17 protein-coding genes and 1 pseudogene are annotated in these 20129 nt (G+C 50.1%); 2 read left to right on the forward strand and 16 right to left on the reverse strand.

The annotated features are described in order from the left end of the window. Window positions 1–33: 33 nt before the first annotated feature. From EL645_RS20065 to EL645_RS20110, 10 genes and pseudogenes are all read right to left on the reverse strand, one after another. Window positions 34–1037 (reverse strand): annotated as a pseudogene (locus tag EL645_RS20065) (ABC transporter ATP-binding protein). Between the two features lie 15 nt (window positions 1038–1052). Next, the gene (locus EL645_RS20070; protein ID WP_126552151.1) at window positions 1053–2030 is read right to left on the reverse strand and encodes an ABC transporter ATP-binding protein; all 978 of its coding nucleotides are present in this window, start codon (window positions 2028–2030) and stop codon (window positions 1053–1055) included. Between the two features lie 21 nt (window positions 2031–2051). After that, entirely contained in the window at window positions 2052–3197 is a 1146-nt protein-coding gene (locus EL645_RS20075; protein ID WP_126552152.1) for an ABC transporter permease, read from the reverse strand. A gap of 8 nt (window positions 3198–3205) precedes the next feature. Next, complete coding sequence (locus EL645_RS20080; protein WP_126552153.1) at window positions 3206–4165, reverse strand: ABC transporter permease; 960 nt, start codon at window positions 4163–4165, stop codon at window positions 3206–3208. A gap of 552 nt (window positions 4166–4717) precedes the next feature. After that, window positions 4718–6442: a peptide ABC transporter substrate-binding protein gene (locus tag EL645_RS20085; protein WP_126552154.1), complete on the reverse strand. Its 1725-nt coding sequence runs from the start codon at window positions 6440–6442 to the stop codon at window positions 4718–4720. A 546-nt stretch (window positions 6443–6988) separates the two neighbouring features. Continuing rightward, on the reverse strand, window positions 6989–8737 hold the full coding sequence (locus EL645_RS20090) for a peptide ABC transporter substrate-binding protein (RefSeq protein WP_126552155.1): 1749 nt from the start codon (window positions 8735–8737) through the stop codon (window positions 6989–6991). A gap of 323 nt (window positions 8738–9060) precedes the next feature. Continuing rightward, on the reverse strand, window positions 9061–9678 hold the full coding sequence (locus tag EL645_RS20095; protein ID WP_161977521.1) for a hypothetical protein: 618 nt from the start codon (window positions 9676–9678) through the stop codon (window positions 9061–9063). Then, window positions 9675–10508 (reverse strand): hypothetical protein, encoded by an 834-nt coding sequence (locus tag EL645_RS20100; protein ID WP_126552157.1) that lies wholly within the window; start codon window positions 10506–10508, stop codon window positions 9675–9677. Before EL645_RS20100 ends, EL645_RS20095 begins: the two co-directional genes overlap by 4 nt. Before the next feature lie 52 nt (window positions 10509–10560). Then, complete coding sequence (locus tag EL645_RS20105) at window positions 10561–11103, reverse strand: hypothetical protein (RefSeq protein WP_136625248.1); 543 nt, start codon at window positions 11101–11103, stop codon at window positions 10561–10563. 432 nt (window positions 11104–11535) lie between these two features. After that, a complete protein-coding gene (locus EL645_RS20110) occupies window positions 11536–13785 on the reverse strand; it encodes a tetratricopeptide repeat protein (RefSeq protein ID WP_126552159.1) in 2250 nt (749 codons plus the stop codon). A gap of 300 nt (window positions 13786–14085) precedes the next feature. Here EL645_RS20110 and EL645_RS20115 point away from each other — a divergent pair, with 300 nt between their 5' ends. Then, window positions 14086–14511, forward strand: coding sequence for a Crp/Fnr family transcriptional regulator (locus EL645_RS20115; protein ID WP_126552160.1), 426 nt, complete (start codon window positions 14086–14088; stop codon window positions 14509–14511). A 94-nt stretch (window positions 14512–14605) separates the two neighbouring features. Here the strand turns inward: EL645_RS20115 and nrdR are convergent, their stop codons facing one another. Both nrdR and EL645_RS20125 read right to left on the reverse strand, forming a co-directional pair. Then, on the reverse strand, window positions 14606–15136 hold the full coding sequence (gene nrdR, locus EL645_RS20120) for a transcriptional regulator NrdR (RefSeq protein ID WP_126552161.1): 531 nt from the start codon (window positions 15134–15136) through the stop codon (window positions 14606–14608). Window positions 15137–15219: 83 nt separating this feature from the next. Continuing rightward, entirely contained in the window at window positions 15220–15498 is a 279-nt protein-coding gene (locus EL645_RS20125) for a DUF6788 family protein (protein ID WP_126552162.1), read from the reverse strand. Window positions 15499–15961: 463 nt separating this feature from the next. Between EL645_RS20125 and hpf the strand changes: the two genes are divergently transcribed. Next, window positions 15962–16576, forward strand: a complete 615-nt coding sequence (gene hpf, locus EL645_RS20130) for a ribosome hibernation-promoting factor, HPF/YfiA family (protein WP_161977522.1) — start codon at window positions 15962–15964, stop codon at window positions 16574–16576. A gap of 89 nt (window positions 16577–16665) precedes the next feature. Here hpf and EL645_RS20135 read toward each other — a convergent pair whose 3' ends face one another. From EL645_RS20135 to EL645_RS39390, 4 genes are read right to left on the reverse strand one after another with little or no spacing between them, the layout of a single operon-like run. Further along, complete coding sequence (locus EL645_RS20135; protein ID WP_126552164.1) at window positions 16666–17301, reverse strand: ClpX C4-type zinc finger protein; 636 nt, start codon at window positions 17299–17301, stop codon at window positions 16666–16668. Window positions 17302–17331: 30 nt separating this feature from the next. Then, a complete protein-coding gene (locus EL645_RS20140) occupies window positions 17332–18219 on the reverse strand; it encodes a type 1 glutamine amidotransferase (RefSeq protein WP_126552165.1) in 888 nt (295 codons plus the stop codon). Window positions 18220–18223: 4 nt separating this feature from the next. Beyond that, window positions 18224–19762 carry a MurT ligase domain-containing protein gene (locus EL645_RS20145; RefSeq protein WP_126552166.1) on the reverse strand — a complete coding sequence of 513 codons (1539 nt, stop codon included), beginning with the start codon at window positions 19760–19762 and terminating at the stop codon, window positions 18224–18226. Then, window positions 19741–19902 carry a hypothetical protein gene (locus tag EL645_RS39390; protein WP_161977523.1) on the reverse strand — a complete coding sequence of 54 codons (162 nt, stop codon included), beginning with the start codon at window positions 19900–19902 and terminating at the stop codon, window positions 19741–19743. Before EL645_RS39390 ends, EL645_RS20145 begins: the two co-directional genes overlap by 22 nt. Between the last annotated feature and the right edge of the window lie 227 nt (window positions 19903–20129).

Below are 20129 nucleotides of genomic sequence, written 5' to 3' on the forward strand. Positions count from 1 at the left end.
TTTATTCTTGCTTTCTTTTCCTCTATTCAGCGACTAACCAGGGAAATGGCAGGCTGCGTAGTGGTTGGACTGCTTCTCTTCCAGTACCGGAATGACTTCACGACAGATCGCTTGTGCTTTCCAGCAGCGAGGATGGAAGTTACAGCCACTGGGAGGATTGACCGGGCTGGGCACGTCACCTTCCAGGATGATGCGCTTACGGCGTAATTCTACCTCAGGATCTGGCACAGGAATAGCTGAGAGCAATGCCTGGGTGTATGGATGCAATGGTGTCTCATACAGGCTTTCGCTCTTCGCTAATTCAACTACACGACCCAGGTAACTACCGCGACACGATCACTGATGTGTTTCACAACCGACAGGTTGTGGGCCACGAACAGGTAGGTCAGGCCGAATTTACCTTGCAGGTCCTGCAAGAGGTTCAATACCTGTGCCTGGATCGAGACGTCCAGCGCCGAAACCGGCTCGTCTGCTACCACAAATGATGGATGCAGGGCCAGGGCGCGGGCAATACCGATACGTTGGCGCTGGCCACCACTGAACTCATGAGCGAAACGATTGACATAGAATGGATTGAGTCCGACCGTCTCCATCAAATGGGCCACTTCTTCTTGAATCGCTTTGGCGTTGCCCCGATTAAAGTTTTCCAATGGCTCCGAAATAATTTGCCCGATCGTATAACGTGGGTCCAGGGAGCTATAAGGATCCTGGAACACCATCTGCATCTCAGCGCGTTTACGGCGGATTTCACCGGCTGGGAGCGTGGTCAGCTCGACACCATCCAGTTTGACGGTGCCTGCGGTTGGCTTGATCAACTGGAGAATGGCGCGGCCAGTGGTTGATTTACCACAACCGCTTTCACCTACCAGACCAAGTGTCTCACCGCGGCGGATGAAGAGATCAACACCATCGACCGCTTTTACCTGGGCTACGGTGCGACCTAAAATGCCACCTTTAACCGGAAAATGGACTTTGAGTCCTTTGACATCAACGAGTGTGGTTCCTGTCGCCTTGGGCGTCTGAACTTCTTGTACCATAGTTTACCTCTTATGCTAGTTTGGATAGAAGCATGCTGCAGTCTGTTCGCCACGACCAACGAGTTGAAGCTCTGGTCTCTCTTGACGACAGCGAGCCTGTACTTTCGGACAACGCATGGCGTATGGGCATCCTTTGGGGATGTTCACCATGTCGGGTGGCTGACCAGCAATAGGGGTAAGCCTTGCACCACGGACGTCGTCGACGCGCGGGATCGATTGCAGGAGACCCACTGTATAAGGGTGGGCGGGCGTCTCAAAGATCTGTTTGACTGGAGCCGACTCGACGATGTGTCCCGCATACATAACATTGACGTATTGACATGTTCCAGCCACAACACCCAGGTCGTGGGTAATCATCATCACTGCGGTGCCAAACTCTTGCGACAGACCCTTCATCAGCTCGAGTACCTGAGCCTGGATGGTTACGTCGAGAGCGGTGGTTGGCTCGTCGGCGATCAACAGTTGAGGGTTACAGGCCAGAGCAATAGCGATCATCACACGCTGGCGCATACCACCACTAAATTCGTGGGGATAGTTCTTCGCGCGTCTCTTGGCATCAGGGATACGCACCAGGTCGAGCATTTCGACGGCGCGGCGCCATGCCTGGTCGTTACTGACATCTTTGCGATGCCGCTTAACTGTCTCAGCGATCTGATAACCAACCGTAAATACCGGGTTGAGCGAGGTCATAGGATCCTGGAAGATCATGGAAATTTTGCTACCGCGCAATTCGGTCAGCTCATCCCGACTCTTATCCAAAATATTTTCTCCGTTGAAGAGAATCTCGCCGCCAGCGATTTTTCCGGGTGGGGTCGCGATCAAACGCATAACTGACAGGGCAGTGACGCTTTTGCCGCTTCCGCTCTCACCTACCACACCCAGGGTTTGACCTGGCTTCATGATGAACGAGACATCATCGACGGCTTTGACCACGCCTCCTCTCGTGTAGAAGTAGGTCTTTAAATTATTGACTTCCAGCAAGTTTGCTGCCATATATCTATCTCCACTTACTAATTAGTCTTTTGAATGAGGATCGAAAGCGTCGCGCAATCCATCACCTATAAATGAGAATGATAGCACGATGATGACAAGTGTCAAGGATGGGACTAAAAGCTCCCATGGATAGGCCGTCAGCGACTGTGAGGCCTGGGCGATCATCAGACCGATACTGGATCCCGGTGGTTGTACGCCAAGGCCAAGATAGCTGATGCCTGCCTCGCCTACGATTGTTCCCGAGATGTTCAAGGTTGAGGCAACCATCACGATACTGAACAGGTTGGGAACGATGTGGCGGACCAGGATGGTGATGTCTTTGGTGCCTGCGGTCTTAGCGGCCTCAATAAATTGTTGCTCACGCAATTGTAGGGTTTGACCGCGAACGTAGCGGGCCATTAATGGCCATGCGGTGAAGGCCAGCCCCAGTGAGACAAGCAGCAGGCGAGCGTTTCCGTTGGGCCCTACAATAGGGATCGAGGTGAGATGATCGTCGGCCCAGGTACCCAGAATACCGGCAAGCAGGATGACGAATAGGAGGCCTGGGAAGGCGAATAGCAGGTCTGCTATGCGGGCCAGCAATTGGTCGATCCAGCCGCCATAGTAACCGGCCAGCACACCAATGCTGATACCTAGCGTAATATCCACAATCTCAACCACGATGGCCAGCACAATAGAGATGAGCATACCCTGCAGCAGGCGTGCTAACAAATCGCGCCCGATGCCGTCTGTACCCAGCCAGTATTGTGCTGAAGGCAATTCATGGGTTCGGTCGAGCTCCTGGTGATCATAGGTATGATAAACTCCAGGGCCGATCGCCTGGGTACTGAATGGCCCTTTGTATGGACCCCCGATATGTTGGTAGATGAAGGGGCCAATCAAGGATATCACTACCATGAAAATAATAATACCCAGGCTGATCATCGCTCGCTTATCACGCCGAAAGCGTCTGAGTGACTCCTGAAACGGCGTGCGGGCCTTCTGGTCCTTACGATTGACGATTGGAGCGGTCTCAGCAATGATTGCCTCTTCGGGAATAAACGGTGCCCCCTCGCCTTCTGGATGACCAGGCAACGTCTGCAATTCCCACTCAGGCTGAGCAACATTTGAACTTGGAGCTATAAACCCAGGCGCATTTGTTTCCGCTTTTTGATCATGTGTATCCATTTCTTCTCCTATGAAACCTTAATGCGAGGATCTACGGCTGTATAGAGCAGATCAGATATGAGGTTGCCGAGTACCACACCTGTCGCCAGCAGCACCGTCGTTGCCTGAATAACTGGATAGTCACGCGTGGTGATGGATTGGATAGTGATATAGCCAATACCATTGATGTTAAAGACATTCTCGGTAAAGAAAGCACCTGTCACCAGGAAGCCGAGGCTGACTCCCAGGACTGTGATAATCGGGATCAAGGCATTGCGCATCGCATGACGGTAAACGACGATTCGCTCTTTGAGGCCTTTCGCGCGTGCGGTACGAATATAGTCCTGGCGCAGCACTTCTAACGTACTTGTGCGCGTAAGGCGGGCGAAATATGCCAGGCCAATGGCTGCGTAGACGATGATCGGGCCAATCTTATATTGCAGGTCCGATGGGGTATATTGCCATGTATTTCCCCAGCCAGCTACCGGCCAACTGAGCCCAAACGAGATGTGGAGATACACAATGGTTACCTGGAAAAGAGAGGCCAGAATGAAGGAGGGTACGGAAAACAAGAAAATAGCGATACCCATGCTGGTAGTGTCGACCCAGGTACCTGATTTGAGGGCCGCCAGAATTCCCAGTGGAATTCCAATTACCAACTGTACAATTAATCCCCACAAACCAAGTTCAACCGATGTGGGAACTCCATCCTTCAAAATGTCCCAGACCGGGCGGTTGGCTGTCTGGAAAGATGTACCCAGGTCGCCATGTAAGAGCCGGATCACGTAGTTAAAATACTGTTGAAGCAAAGGTAGATCGAGACCGTATTCATGCTTGAGACGTGCATACTGCAATGCATTGAAATGGTTCCCGAGCATTTCCTGGATTGGATCGCCTGGTGCGGCATATCCAATGATGAACGTGATAAAAGTCACGCCCACAAGGACAAAGACAAGGCCAATGAGCCTTTTAACTAGAAATTGAGCCATCTTGAACCTTCTACTCCCTTGTCGAACACCTGGGGGGTAACAATGGTCGTGCGTAAGAAACGGACACAAGGTATACAATGATAGAATCAAAAAATATACTCTGGATTGGGTCACAATACTTCGGTTTTGCACGCCAAATGTTTCTTGTCGTCTCATCAAAGAGAACTGTAAGGGACGGTTGCTCGTGTATGCTTTATTCCGCTGCCTGATGGATCTATCCACGCGAGGCACCTTTCGGTAGATATCCATTGAAGTATGTTGACAACAGATGATCGATACATGAGCTGATTTTTTGCTATTTTATGTGAGGGCGCTATTATTGTCAAGGTAATTGGCTACAATATGTATCCTGTTGGCCATGCCCCTGATAGTAAGTATTTATACCCTACAACAATCCATTTACGTATACTTTAAATTTGATTCTATTTCTTCATACTTTGGGACCGAATATGAGCAGGGATAATGAGCGGTTTCCCGTTCATTATCCCTGCCTACTGTAGCGGAACATTGATGCCGAAGCTACTTTTGCCCTGCTACAGTAGCACTAATTTCTTAGTGGTTAGCGATGTAGACTGAAGACCACACGAATGGTGGGGTGAAATCACCAGCATTGAAGGTACGACCCACGACGTAGCTTTTCAGTACGCGGGAGCGAGCCAGCTGGAAGATTGGCAACCAGGCAACGTCGTTGACCAGAGTCTGCTCAGCGTCGTTGTAAGCCTGCATGCGCTTGGTGGCGTCCTGCTCAACATCAGCAGCATTTAATGCGTTCTGTACCTGGACCTGAGTAGCAGCGTCAGCCGCTTTGTTCTGGCCCCAGTTTGTCTGATTATTGGGGGAACCATTGGAGAACTGCAGGGTCAGGAAGTCCTGTGGATCAGGATAGTCATCGCCCCAGCCACTTTCGAACATCTGCACGCTACTGTTGCCAACAGTCTTAGGTAGAGAAGCACTCAATGTTTCGAAGTCGGTTGGGGTAGCCTCAACGGTGGCGCCCAGCACGTCTTTCCACTGCTGGACGGCGACTGCGATCTCTTTTTCTGTGTCGGCACTACCACTGGCATACTGGAATTTAATCTTTGGCAGTGCGGCAGCATTGGCATAACCTTCTTCTTGCAGACCCTTGGTGAACAACTGCTTGGCCAGGGTTGGGTTACCGGCTGTGCTGGTTGTGCCATCAGGTCCTTTGAGGTTCTGGTTGTAGCCAGGCATACCACTTGGAACGATGTGGTTGGTTGCGACTTCAACATTCTTGTAGACGACTTTGATCATCTCTTCTTTGTTCAGGGCCAGCGCGAAAGCCTTACGAATGTTGAGGTTGTCGAATGGTTTAGCCAGGAAGTTCAAACCATAGTAGAAGATGGAGAGAACTGGAACCTTATGATACTCTGGGCTGTTCTGCTGCTCACTCAGGTAGTCGGTTGGAACAGCGGCCTGATCAACCTGGCCATTTTTGTAGGCCTGGTAGGTGGTTGCGGCATCTTTGTAGAAGGTGCTGACAACTTTGATGATTGGTTTGGCTTTGACGTAGTTATCATTCGGTACAAAGACGATGCGTTTGCCATGAGTATACTCTTGGACTTTGAAAGGACCGGAGCCGCCACCCTCGGTCAGATGGTCTGTGAAGTTTTTGTTGCCGTATTTATCAATCAGCTTTTTCTCTACCACATAAGCGGTCGAGTAGGTGAGGGTTGCCAGGAAGTAGCCAACAGGCTGGGTGATTTTAATGACAACCGTGCTTGGATCAGGAGCCAACACACTATCGCCAATGATGGTTTTGATTTTGCCGGCCAGCAATTTGTCTGAGTCTTTGATCAGGTTCAGGTAGCTAGGAGAAGCTGGAGAACCAAGGTCAGGCTGCAGAGCGCGGTCCAGGCTATAAACCACATCAGTTGATGTTAATGGGGTACCATCGCTGAACTTCAGGTTGGGTTTCAGTTTAAATGTCCATGTCAGACCCTTATCTGTAGTTGTCCAGCTATCGGCCAGTTCGGGAACGACTTTCTGGTCATTGTCCAGAGAGACAAGTCCGGTGAAGACCATGTTAATGGCCTGCAAAGATGTCTGGGTGGTAGCCATAGCAGGATCGAACGTTTTAATGTCCGCAATGCCTACTAGAGGCCAGTTAAATACCTGCTTGTCTGCTGGCGCTTTGCCACCACTGTTAGGGGTGGTTGTACCAGTTGTACTGCCGCCACCACAGGCGCTCAGCACGGTTGCCATCAGGATTAGCATGGTTGCAATAATCCCAAAGGCCGATTTCTTTGTCGATCGCATGAAGACTTCTCCTTGTCACGTTAAGGAATAAAGATGATTGATTGGGAAGCTGTCAATTTACATTTACCATCAAATTGTAGTGATATATAGATTGGATTTGATGGCGCCTGCAAAATACTTTTCCCTTCTCATGGAATACTTTTCATTCTACTCTTGAAAAGATGATCTTCCATGATCATGCATACATTAACCATTCACAGTGCTCATTATGAGATGCCAGCCTAGAAATAAATGGCTATCTCATCAGTGTAAATATCTGTGATTATTGGTCTTTGTATAGTAATTACGTCGGACCTTAGACAAATCTCACACAAATTGACTAATTAAAATAGAGAAAAAGAAAAGTGCTTGAATCTGGTAAGACGGGAGACCTTAAAAAAGAGAGTAAGGGAGCGTATTTCCTATTTTTATTTATCGACCACTATGGGCAAGTTCTTAATCTGAAATCTCACATATGCGGCGCGCGCGTGGATTTATGCTGATTGGTGGGTATGCGCCCTGAGGCGCATACCCACCAATCGTGATACAAAGGTATAGAGGAGCAGGTTATTGGACGCGGTAGATATGCGCCCAGTCATCAGGCGCAATATTGCCCTGGGCGTTATCTGTGATGCCAATAATGTTGGGATTACGTAAAAAGGTCTCGGTTACCTGTTCCATTGGTAGCCAGGCGACATCATTGATGAGTTGTTGCTCGGCTTGTTGATAGCTTTGCAGGCGCTCAGTAGCGTTGCGATTGGCATCGGCCTCTCCAAGTTTTTGCTGTAAGAGCTGCTGTTGGGCTGCGGTGGTACTGGTATTCTGGCCGTAATTGAGATTATTGTTGATTGATCCTTTGGCGAATTGCTGGGAGAGCCAGTCCTGCGGATCAGGATATTCTCCTACCCAGGCCAATCCCCACATCTGGATACCATTGGCATTACCAGTGGCTCCCGTGACCTTATCAAGCAGCGTATTGTAATCGACTGGATTTAACGTAACCTGAATGTTGAGTGCCTGTTGCCAGGTCTTGACCAGCGCTTTTACTTCTTGATCGAAGCTATCCACACCCGAGACATAGGTTAGTTGGATAGGTGGGAGCCCGGCAACCGAGCTTATTTTCTCTTCCTGTAATCCTTGTTGCAGCAATGCCTGGGCCTTCTTCAGGTTACCCTTTAAATTGCTGGTGCCATCGGGTCCAGTCACCTGTGGATTATAGCCGGGCATACCGGACGGTATGATATGGTTGGTTGCTATAACGGTGTCTTTCCACACATCCCTGGCAATGGCTGTCTTATCAATGGCCAGTGCGAAGGCCTGACGAATGTGGATATTATCGAAAGGTTTGGTCAGATAGTTCATCGTATAATAATTGATCCAGAGCTGAGGCACCTGATGATAGTCCTGGCGCTTCCTATCATTGGCCAGCGTACTTAATGGTACACCTGTCATGTCTATCTGGTTATTTGCGTAGGCCTGGTAAGCTTCCTGGGCGGTATGATAAAAGATGTAGGAAACTTTTTGTAGCTGTGGTTGATGGCTGTAGTAGTGGGCGTTGGGTACAAAGTCGATGCGCGCGCGATGGGTATATGTCCCTACTTTAAATGGGCCAGCGCCGCCGCCCTCATTTAAATGATCGGTAAAGCTGCCCTGATATTCATCAATCAGTTTTTTTTCTACTACATAAGCACAGGTGTAGGTGAGCATAGATAGAAAATATGCCGCCTGTTTGTTGGTAACAATCACTACCGTCTGCGGGTCTGGCGTCAGGATACTATCGTTTAAGAGGGTAGAGATGCGCCCTGCCAGTAGTTGATCCGAATCTTTAATCAAGCGCAAGTAAATAGGTGCCACCGTTGATTTTGTGGCTGGCTGAAGGGCACGATTGAGACTGTAGGCGACATCTGCCGAGGTGAGAGGGGTGCCATCACTAAATGTGAGGTGTGGCCTTAATTTAAAGGTCCAGGTAACGCCGTCGCTTTGCTGTTGCCAGGATTGGGCCAGTTGTGGTTGCACCTGTAACTTGTCGTCAAGCTGGACCAGTCCCGTATACATCATTTGGATCGCCTGGATCGAGGCCGGATCATGAGCCAGGGCGGGATCTAGCGTGTCGAAATCTGTAATTCCTACCAGGGGAGCGCTATAGGTCTGTTTGTCGCGTGGCGCTTTTGTTAGTTGCCTGGTAGTCGTGTTATTATCCCCTCCAAATGGATTGCTACAGGCAGCCAGCACAAGGGGGATCAGGCAGCCAAGCACTAAAAGAACATGTAGCGCTTTGGGCCCGCGTTTACTATAATATGTGCTTTCGATAGGCATAGAGGCCTTCTTCCTTCAAGTGCATCAGTAATATCCATGTATCTGTGCCATGAGATGGGGAGTATGTGTTTGATTACAACAATATATCTCAGGGAAGCCGGTTACGCTCAATACCATAGACCAACATGGTGTATAAACAAGACATAAGCAGTGGCATCTCTTACCCGAGATACCACTGCTTTGAGCTTTGCATTTCCAGCATATGCCACTCAATCGAGGCGTTACCTGCAAGCGAGCGGCATTTCCATCAGTATGTTGTCAATGTACATGTACCGAAGTGGCACTAGAACCTTACAGGTACATGGCTACTCATTTATCAGTTACTATAATTGAGAAATGAGTGTGTCGCGTTTGCCCAGGGCAGCGGCGCGTAAAGCAATATGCAGGTAGTTGTCGATATCGGTTCCTGCCAGATCTCTCGGCCAACTGATGAATTCTTCACCTGCGGCCTGCACGATTTGTAGTGAATGGCCCTGATCGATCGTTGTATCATTCAAGGCTGCCACCAGGCTGATGGTACCGAAGAGTGCCCGTGCATCATGTCCCAGTTTTAGATAGCGCTGGGCTGTATGGAAGGCTCCGCGCAGGTCTTTCTCTTTCAATTGGGCCTCTAAGGTTTCCAACTGGTTGACTGCGATCAAGCCACCACCAACTGTTGTCGATGCGGCGGGCGCAGCGGCGGGTTGGGACGTTCCCTGAGCCTGTGAGGACAGCTCTTTATTAAGGACATTGATATAAGCAGCGGTTGTGAAGATCAGATTATATACTTCCTCGTCCTGCACCTGGCTGAAGACGTTGTGGGCTGCTGAGGCATACAGCAGACCATGCGAGGCACGTATAAATAGATCCCGATCTTCGTCCCCTACTTTTTGTACGATTTCTGCTGCTGCCAGGGCGATAACGGCCGCTACGGCACGGGGATGGGCTTCTCCCTTGATCAAAGCGTCATAGACGCTCTGACAGACCTCAGTGGTCTCTGCATTGCTAAGGATGATCTGCTGCAATGGTAGTGCGTTTGCATTTTTGGGGCCGAGAGACGTGTGCGTATGCTGGCGATGCTATGCTTTGGATCGGCGATAAATCCACGCACGGGCTCAATCCAGGCCGCTTCTGGCTTATTGGGTTGAATGGGCAGGTGGGGAGCCAGCCAGTGCAGCAAGGTGGGAACATATTCTCCCCATTCGACTGCATCCAGTAACTGGAAACCACGTACGGCATCAATCAATGCGTGTCCGCCATTGGCGAACGTGGTTGAGATGGCTTCATAGGTTCGTACTTGCAGGGTACGATAGTCGGCACCCGTTCCATATAAACCTAGCAGGATGCGTTCAGTCAGCAGGGCATCGTTCTGCTGGATTGCCTGGTTTAGTACTTCGTTGACGCTCTTATTCTCATCCAGAAAGGCACTTGGGAAGAGTGGCTGTGGCTTCTCATATGTCGCGTTCTGTCCATTCCGAACCGCTGGCGCCGCGGTGATCAGGGCGCGCGCAAACAGCGGCAGGGAGCGTGTTTGTGGCGGAACCTCTGTGTCCAATGGCGCTGGACGCGCACGTAGAAATCGCGCCAGCATTGCCGCTGCCGCGATAGTAATACTGACATGACCTTCTGGATCACCTTTGGTGGCCAGCATACCGATCCGGCCGAGTAATACATCGGCGTTGCGTTCTTGTTCCAACAAGCTTCGGGCGCTTGAAATAATGCGGGTATTATCTCCGCTGATTACTGCGTCAATCAGCGTTGAGAGATCCACTCTCAGTTCTACTGCAGCCATATATGACTCCTACATATGTAAGTACGTATTTATAAGAACATGCATAGTGATGCTATTCTTCTTTTAGTTCGCGAATCGCATTTTCTATGCCGGGAATTTCTGCGTATTCTTCATCCAGTAACTTGTAAGCTCGGCTCAAATAAAGCTCCGCCAATTTAGCCCCGCGCTCATTGGGAGCGGTGGCTGCCCTGGCGATCTCTGTGCCACGATATTTTTCTGGCAAAGAGCGAGCAAGGCGCTCTATACGCCGTTTTGTATCCTGGAGGAGGTTGGTATCGTGTCCTTCCAGTGCATAGCGTGCCATGCCGACCAACTTTCCCACTTCTGCCAGTTTTTGCCGTTCAGATAATGTTTGCAATAAGAGTTCTTCTGCATCCAGTTCATCGATCGGGGTTGCTTCAGGAATCGCTGTTGTTGCAGGAGCTTTGTCTATCTGGCCTGCTTGAGAAATATAATTTGCGTATAGCTGCGCATATTCCTGGCTACACATGGTGGCCATTTGCATACGTTCTACTTCTTCGGAAGAGGTAGAACCTATATCGCAGAGATCGTCCTCGCGGCGTTCTGCCAGTGTTTCTAACTGCTCAAGGCTCATTCCTTCTTCTAGCATGGGGGAATGGGCATGCCAGCGATACTCTCAGCGCCCTGTAGTTCTTCTGACGAAATCTGAGCGGCAAAGAGCGGAGGTAGATACTTCGCGATAGACATGGGTATTGGTGGTACGAGACAATAGGTACTATAGACAACCCGTGAGTTGCTTCTACTTCTTGCTATGAAAATAGCATGCCCTTTAGGGGCTTGTGGATTTCCACGTAAGAATTGTATACCCATAACGAAGTGTCCCTTCAACTTTCAGGGCATAAGGCGAGGCAATCAAGCTCGCCCTTGCCTGGTTGTATTTGTTTTTCACAGGTTTTTAGCTGCTACCCGTGTTCTCCCTGGAAGGAATGTGCTCTCGTTTGTTAGCCCTGCAGGGGGCACGCGACACGCCTTCTAGTATATCATTGATAGCAATATTTCTGCCTTATTATAAAGTACGACGTAGTTGGGTTAAACGTTTGACAAGGTCGGTATTGATCTGTACCTCGTCGGCCGAGAGCTCTTCTCCTCCAACTGGAATAGCTTCCTCATAGGTTTGAAGATGCTGCTTGACCTCCTTTGCCCCTGCAATTTGTACGAAGTTTTGTAGCAAGCTGTGGGCCTGGGCATCATTATTCTGGCGTAAATCTGTGATGGCGGTCTCCGCATACTGCTCCGCATATTGACGCAGGAATGTCCCCCACCTCTCAGGAGAATTGATGCTATTCATAACACGTTCAACCTGGATGATGGCTTTGCTCTGCTCGTCGCGGGCGCGGGCGAAGTCTCCACGCAGTAAGAAGATGGCTCCCCGTGCGAAGCGTGTATCGGCAACTCCCAGCGGGCGTCGCTGCTGATGATACTGGCGCAGGGCCTGCTCAAAATCGTTGAGGGCGGTATCCAGTTCTTCTTTTGAGCGATAGGTGAGGCCGCGGGTCAGGAATGCATCTGCCTCATTTGTCTGGTCATCGGACTGCCTGAAGCGTACCAACGCGGCTTCGCAATTCTCTAATGCCTCGTCCCATTGTTGTTGTCCAATATGAACCTGGGCGACGCCGAGTACGGCCAGGCCATCGCCATCTGTGTTTTCAAGTAGCTGGAATTGGCGCCCGGTTTCGTAGAATGTGTTGAGGGCGGCCTCCAACTCGCCTCGCGATAGTCGGGCCTGGGCCTGACCCAGCAGGGCTTCAACCGCTATTTCTGGTTGTTGTAGGGCTTCAGCCTGATTGTGGGCACTGCTATATAGTGCCTCGGCTTCTGTAAAGTCTCCCTCGGCCAGGCGCAGTTGGCCGCGTACAGCTAAAATTTCGGGCAGCAGTTGGCCGGTTTGTAAATTTTGTGAATTGCCGCTGGCTGCCGCTTCAGCTGTCTCCAGAAGGGTTTCGGCCTCTTTCATATTACCGCTTAAAATGGCCAGGCGTGCCAGACCTATTTCGGCCGCGGCCAGGGTTGGCTTGCCAATAGAGCTGTCCGCTTTTTCGGCCAGATCATGGGCGTCTGTAAAGATATTTTTGGCCGGCCCCAGCTCTCCTTGTTGTTTATGTACATAGCCCAGACCCAGCAGGGCGCGGTTTTCGACCACTGGATTGTTGAGGGTATGGCCCTGTTTCAGTCCATCTTCCAGGGTTTTCTTGGCGCGGCTCAAAAATCCTCGGCGATATTGAATATATCCCAGGCCCACCGTTGTCTCTGCCTGTCCCAGGCGGTAAGAGACAGCCTGGTAGGTGCGCAATGAGCGCTCCATAATTGAGTTGGCGTAAGAGAGCTGACCACGCCGTAGATTGATCTCGCCCAGGATACGCCCCGCGTTGGCTGTACCCAACGCGTTGTGTTGATCGCTGTAGGTTTGGAGCGCGGATTGCGCAGCGATCAGCGCCTGATCGATCTGAGATTGCAGGAAGTTGATCTCTGCCAGACCTAGATTTGCGTCTGCCTGTCCCAGTTCGTATTCGATCAGCCCGGCCCTGTTGAGGGCATCAGCCAGCAGGGTGGTGGCCTCATTCAGGCGTTCCTGATCGATATAAATATATCCCAGGCCAACCTGAGCATCCACGATACCATAGTTATCGCCACTCTGCTGATAGATTTCCAATGCTCGCTTATAAGCGGCTTCAGCCTCGCTAAACTGCCGACTTAAGCGCTGGATATCGGCCAGGCTGCGACTGGCATCTGCCTCATTGGTCGTTTCATTCGCTTCTTTAAAGTAGCGAATAGCATCCTGATAATGTTCGGCTGCATAGTTCGTATTGGCGCGCTGCAGCTCAATATGCCCCAGGGCTAATTCTACGTTGCCCAGACCTTTAAGATTTTGCTGTTTACGATAGATCTGCTGAGCATTTTGATAGGCGTCCTGAGCACGATCCAGGTGGGCCAGGCGGCGCTCGACATGTCCCATCGAGAGCGAGCTGGATGCTACCAGTAAAGGACGGTCGGCCTCCTGATAGTGCTTAAGGGCACGTTGATAACTATTAACTGCTTGTTCCAGTGCGTTATTTTGTTCCTGGATATCCGCGATCATGGCCCGGCAATCACCGGCCTGCTTGAAGTCGCCGCTCAGGCGGAAACGGATCTCTGCATCCCCAAAGGCCTCTGTAGCCTGATCTAATTTCCCATCATTATAGGCCGTAAAGCCATTTTGCAAGCGCTTTTCAGCCTGTTGGCGATCTTTTTCTTTCTTTTCGTTTTCTGATGTCGTCATAACGATATATTCCTTACACTCATGTTTGATTGAGCGTTCATGTTGTGATTGCTTTGAGTTCTTGCTCCATTGTATATTCCTTGGCTTTCGAAAGTCAAAAAACTCTAACACAAGCTGGCAAAAAAAATACAGACAGAGCAGCCTGGTAGTGTTATAATGGCAGAGAATGTTATAGCGATAGCTATATGCATATGCTTTTGCATTAGCCACTGTTTTTGCTGGGATGCTCACATCTCTTATTGCGTACACTACGCGCAGAGCAGCTGGACGTTTAGTATTTTTTGAAAGGCAGTTCTTATTATGTATGAAGACGCTCTTGCACAGGTAGATCTTTTCTCCGCCTTAGATAAAAAAGAACTTCAGGCCCTTGCGAAAAGTTGCCAGGAACGCTCGTACAATGCTGGTGCGACCCTGATTAACCAGGGAGATAGCGGCGTCGGCCTTTATATCATTACAAGCGGGACTGTGCGTATTTCAAAGACCAAAGAGGGTGGGCACGCGGAGGATTTAGGAGAGCTAGGTGCGGGGAATGTGCTGGGAGAGATGTCTCTACTGGATGATTTACCCCGCTCTGCTACCGTGACCGCGGTTGATGATGTGAAGGCCTTGTTGGTACCCGTCTGGGAGTTCCGCACCTTTTTGCGCAATCATCCAGATGTGGCGCTGAAATTACTGGTCGTTTTGAGCCGCCGTTTGCGCAAAGCCGAAAATACACGCCCAGAATAGTTTTCAGGTAGGAAAAAGAAGAGTATTCCGCTACAGAGCCATGCTCTGTCCACAAGGGATACTCTTTTTTTGTAGCGAGCGCGAATTTCCTGGCTTATAAATCGTCTGGATGATAAGTATCCAGGTCGTCCAGGTTATCGCTGACTGTTAAATGATTGAGGCTGTCGGAGTCTGGTTTCTCTCGATTTAGCAATTTTTGGATCTCTTCAAACATTGTCTCGACATCTCCAAAGGATCGATAGACGCTGGCAAAGCGAATATAGGCGATCTTATCCATCCGTCGTAAATGTTCCATGACAAGTTCTCCGATGACATTGCTGGGTATCTCTTGCTTCCCAAAGCGGTAGAGCTCTTGCTCGATCTCTTCAACTGCTTTTTCGATCTCCCCCGCCGGTAAGGGACGTTTTTCACAGGCTTTGCGAATGCCAACATAGAGCTTTTGACGATCAAATGCTTCGCGCCTCTGGTCTTGCTTGATTACCATCAAAGAAAATTTTTCGACCCGTTCATAGGTGCTAAAGCGACCTTTACACTGTTCGCATTCCCGACGCCTGTGAATAGCGTCTCCAATATCACGAGAGTCTTTAACTCGTGACTCTGTGCCTCCACAAAAAGGACATTTCATCCCTGGTCCCCAAATCCTTGCTCTGAATATAATTTAGGAACATTCTATCATATATATAGCCTGTTGGAGGCAGTGGCTTTATTCTATATGAGTGCGGCTGAAGCAGTGGCCGCTACATATTCCTCTGAATTGATGGTCGGCGCGACATTCCTGCTTTCTGCTGCGACCGGCGTCTGATTCTTCTGAAAATGCGGATGCACCTTCCCGATGTAACCTGAACGCAAACGTGACCCCTGGCGCCAGTAAGCATACCAGTAGGGTCCATGCCCTTGACCGTTGCGGCAGGTGCTACACGATGCCTTCCCACACTTACGATATTGTAACTGATAGGTGATATGCTGATCGCTAGGTATCTCTGTCATGAACCACGTACCCTTCCACAAATCTATACATGTCAACGTGACCTTAAAAGATACTACTATCATACCATCATTGTATGAACATTTTATGAACTTGATGCAGCAAAGGATTAAACATTGTTAATATTCTGGCCTGTTTGATCTGTGCAAATGTACTTTTATATAACACCTTTTTCATACGAAAAAAAACGTGCTGGCTACCTGTTTTAGCGAACGAGAAATTACATGGCTACCGAATTCTCTCTTTTTGCTTGTCAATGTTGGTGTTTTTACCCATAAATATATTTTGTGATAGCTCTGTGATGCGCATAAAAGGTATTTTGGGTGTGTTTACGCTCTATCGGCCTCGGATGCGCCCCTACGTTTGTGGAATGGTGATATAATGGTGACTGTACCCGCTTTTTCAGCGAAGAGTCATCTGCTTTGTTCGTTACGCTGTGTTGTTGGATTGGAAAGAGAGCGAACTATGCAAGTTATTATTAAAAGCAGACAGATGCAGGTTACCCCACAATTGCGCCAACGGATTGAGCGCAAGGTTCAGCGCCTCTCACGCTGGCTTAATGAAGATTCGCGCGTAGAGGTAACTGTCTCGGAAGAGCAGACGCGCAGTGCCAGTGATCGTTACTGTGTGAATCTTTCGTTGGCCGGCAATGCCCATGCTATTCATAGCGAGGTCAGCGCTTTAAGTGCAAGCGCGGCCCTCGATCTGGTTCTTGATAAGGTTGTTGCGCAGCTTGGACGTCAAAAAGACCGTCAGACGAAGCGGCGCCAACATGCCACCCCCATTAAAATCTTATCTCTTTCTCGCGCCGGTGTGCTTTCATCACTTGATGAAGAATATGAAGATACTGATGTGTCCTCAGCATCGGTGGCTGATGAGCACAATGAGCAGATCTGGTCTAAAGTGCTCGAAATTCGCCGTCTGCCTACGAAGCCTATGACCGATGATGAAGTAATTGAGCAGATGGAGAAAAGTGGAAACTCGTTCTATCCATTCTTTAATGAAGAGACCAATAGCGTGAACGTAATGTATAAGCTGGAGAATGGTGGGTACGGATTGTTGGTTCCAGCACAAGAATAAAAGCCCTGACTCGTTAAGCGCTGAAAATGGCCATAAGTTAAGCCTCCTGTCAATTTCTATGACAGGAGGCTTAATTGCGTTTGCGTTTATTATGAGAGCGTAATTTCAAATTGCCATGGCTGGGGTGGCAGGGCTTCAAATTGTCCCAATGGGTCTGCGGCACGAATCGTTAGTGTATTGGCTTCCGTGGCTGGGCGAGGACGAAAACGGGCTGTCCCCTGATAGACTGCGTTATTGGGGCCGCTGGCCAGGTCTGGCCGGGCCAGGATCATGCCGCCACGATCGCCGGTCCATTGGGTCCCCGTATTATCTTTGAGGAAAAAAATGATGCGCGGTACAAAGGCGAAGCCCGCTGTAAATGGTGGTCGAATCCATAGATATTGAATCTCAAAGAAATCTTGATAATAAAGAATGCGATGCAAAATCAATGTCATGCCCTGTTGCTTCTGTTCGAGTTCCAGGGTGACCGTACGCAAGGGCTCACGCGAACCGGCGTTTTCTGTGCGTTCTTGTCCCAGGGGTGGTGCCGCAACGACTACGGGAGGACGCGATGCCAGTTCCAGCGCCTTAGGTGAAAATGGTGCTGGATCACGGAGAATATCATTACACAACTGTAGACAGTCGTCGCAGATGTAGGCTGCTCCAGGGCCAGCGATCATGCGTCGTACATCGGATGAGTGACGACCACAGAATGAGCAGCGAGCCATTGACCGATCAAAACTCATAGCATATTCCCCATCAGTTAAACCTGCGAATTAGCGTTTGTGAGTGCGCAAGACTGCCGCAGCCTCACTATACAATCCTAGACGCTCAAGTATAGAGGCGTGTGCCTCCCATTCTAACGAGTCTTCCAATGGTGTAAGTAGTGGCAACACATTTGTTTTTTGTAATTCTAACACAGTCGAACCATTTTCAGAGGCAACACTAGCATGATCTCCATTGAATACTTGAGGTTCTTCATCCGCTTGAAGCCCATATTTACGCTGAAGGGCTAGCTCAATTAAATGATCTGCAAAATGAGGATTTTTAGGTAAAAGAGAGCCATGGAGATAGGTTCCATAAGCATTGCGGTAAATGGCGCCTTCGGTTTGATCTTCGGCGTTGTTGCCATACCCCTTGAGTACCTTCCCCAATGGCCTGGCCGTTCCTAAGTAGGTGCGACCTCCATGGTTTTCAAAGCCTACGAGTGTTTGTTCATTCCAACGCAGGGCAATATCGCCTATACATCGTGCTACCTGTGCTCCTTTGTGCTCGGTCCATGCATCGAATACGCCCAGGCCGCGCATATCGGGGCCTTCGGCTGGACGATAGTAATGAGCAAGGAGCTGGAAGCCTCCACATACTGCCAGAACAGGCATGTCATCTTCGATGGCGGCCCACAGGCCAATGCCTTTCATTTCATAAAGATCTTGCGCTACGGGAGCCTGTTCCTTATCCTGTCCTCCACCAATAAATAGCATATCATATTCATCTGGAGCCAGTGCGTCACCTACTCCCAGTCCCACCACACGTAGTTCAATACCCCGCAATTGACAACGTCTACGCAGGGTTAATATATTTCCTCTATCTCCATATAAATTTAGTTGATCTGGATATAAATGGCCCAGCGTGAGCGTGAGCGGTTGTATTCGATATTGTGCCATACTTTTAAGCGTCTCTTCCTTCCCAATAATGTGGGGTAAAACCGCGCTGTTCTAATTCATGATGCACTTCCAGTAACCCTGTATACGTTGGTACCACGAAGAGAGTTTCGCCAGCGGGTGTTTGTTGCAAGGCGCTGTCTAACGCATTTTTTATGCCATATATACGTTCTTCAAGGGTGGTTTGTTGTTGTGTGTCGCCTTCGTTTGGAAGTCGCTGCTTTTTCATGCGCCTGGAACGGCTCGTCTGTGTATTTTTCTGTGCCCTTAAGCGGGCAGGTGGAACTATCGTCATCTCATTTTCATTGATACCGGCATACTTCAGGCGGAGCGCAAGGTCGAACGCGCGAGTTCCACTGACGACCAGGGTCTGGGTCTGCCCCAGTGCCCGTTCGAAGTCGACATCCCAGATCCAGGAAATATCCTGCCCATCGGCGATGTTATCATTGAGGATGAAGAGTATATGACGTGTGGTGCCATCGCTAAAGAGTGTACGGAGCACTTCATTGAAGCCCGTAGGATTTTTAGCCAGTAGCAGTCGCATGGTCTTGCCATCGGCCTGGATGCGTTCGCCGCGTCCGAAGACGGGTTTGGATTGCTCAATGCCGCTAATGATAGGTTCCCAGCTGGCGCCAAGGGCCAGAGAAGCAGCCGTGGCTGCCAGGGCATTGTAGATATTGTAAAGCCCTGGCAGGGGTACGATGAGCTCTTTTTGCTGGTCGGCGCTTCGCAGCTGGAGACGGATGCGGTCAAAGCTATCGACCTGCACATGGGTAATGCTCACATCTGGTGTTGGCCGCTGTTTGCCGCACTGTGGACAATGGTAATGTCCCATGTGGCTATAGAAATGAAGATCATATTCGTATTCGTGACCGCAATTAGAGCATACGCGGGCATCGAGTACCTGGTGGCGTTCTGCCTCTGCATCGTCCTGCCCGGTCTCAAGCGTGTTTGCGTCAATGCCATAATAGAGGCAACGACCTTGAAAGGACTCGCCGAGCTGGGCGATGGTTGGGTCGTCTGCGTTCAATACCAGTATGGTGGTGTTGGGTAACTGGGCAATGGCCTGCTTCCATTTGGTGACGACGCTATCTACTTCCCCGTAGCGATCCAGTTGATCTCGGAACAGGTTGGTGAAGACAACTACGCGGGGAGGAATCGAGCGTACAACCTGCGGCAAGGCCGCTTCGTCAACTTCTAAAATGGAGATGGCCTGGCCTGCGCGGCGTAGATGTCCATTGGGCTGGGCCCGAATTACCAGCGAGCTGGCGACTCCCCCAACCAGGTTGGAGCCTTCGCGATTGCGCCAGACGCGTAGCCCTTCATCTCTGAGAATGGCTGCGATAAAACTGCTGGTAGTGGTCTTGCCGTTGGTACCGGTGACCATGACGCTTCCATGTTCAAGCTCGGTCGCCAGGTGTTCTACAATATCCGGGTAGACGCGTTGCGCGACTACGCCCACGATACTGGTACCGCCTCCAATATGGAGACGGCGACTGATGGCACCGGCGGTACGCCCTGCCATTACTGCAACGCCAGCGCGCATTGAGCGCTGCTGGCGCCTGGATTGTGGCTTCCTCGTGGCCTCTTCATCTGGGGGGGAAGCGGCGCGGCCTCCATCTCGCTATCTCGAGGTGGCTGGTCTGTTTCGGACGAGAGTGGCTGAGATGGTTGTTCTTTTTGCATGCTGTTCCTCCGCATCGGCGCTTCTGCTTCTATCCTCTATAGTAGATGAATGCAGCATAGCATGCAAGCCTTGCGTGGTCAAGTGTAGGGTTTTCTAATCCTCAAGCAGGAGGTACCAATGGCATCGCAATGAAGCAGTTAGACCAGTGAGTCTTACTCTCTCTCGGAATGTGTTTGATTTGCGTGCGTTTTCGTACCTTCGGTGCTCAAATGATTTTTATGGTGCG

The sequence above is a fragment of the Dictyobacter kobayashii genome, assembly GCF_003967555.1.
GTDB lineage: Bacteria > Chloroflexota > Ktedonobacteria > Ktedonobacterales > Ktedonobacteraceae > Dictyobacter > Dictyobacter kobayashii.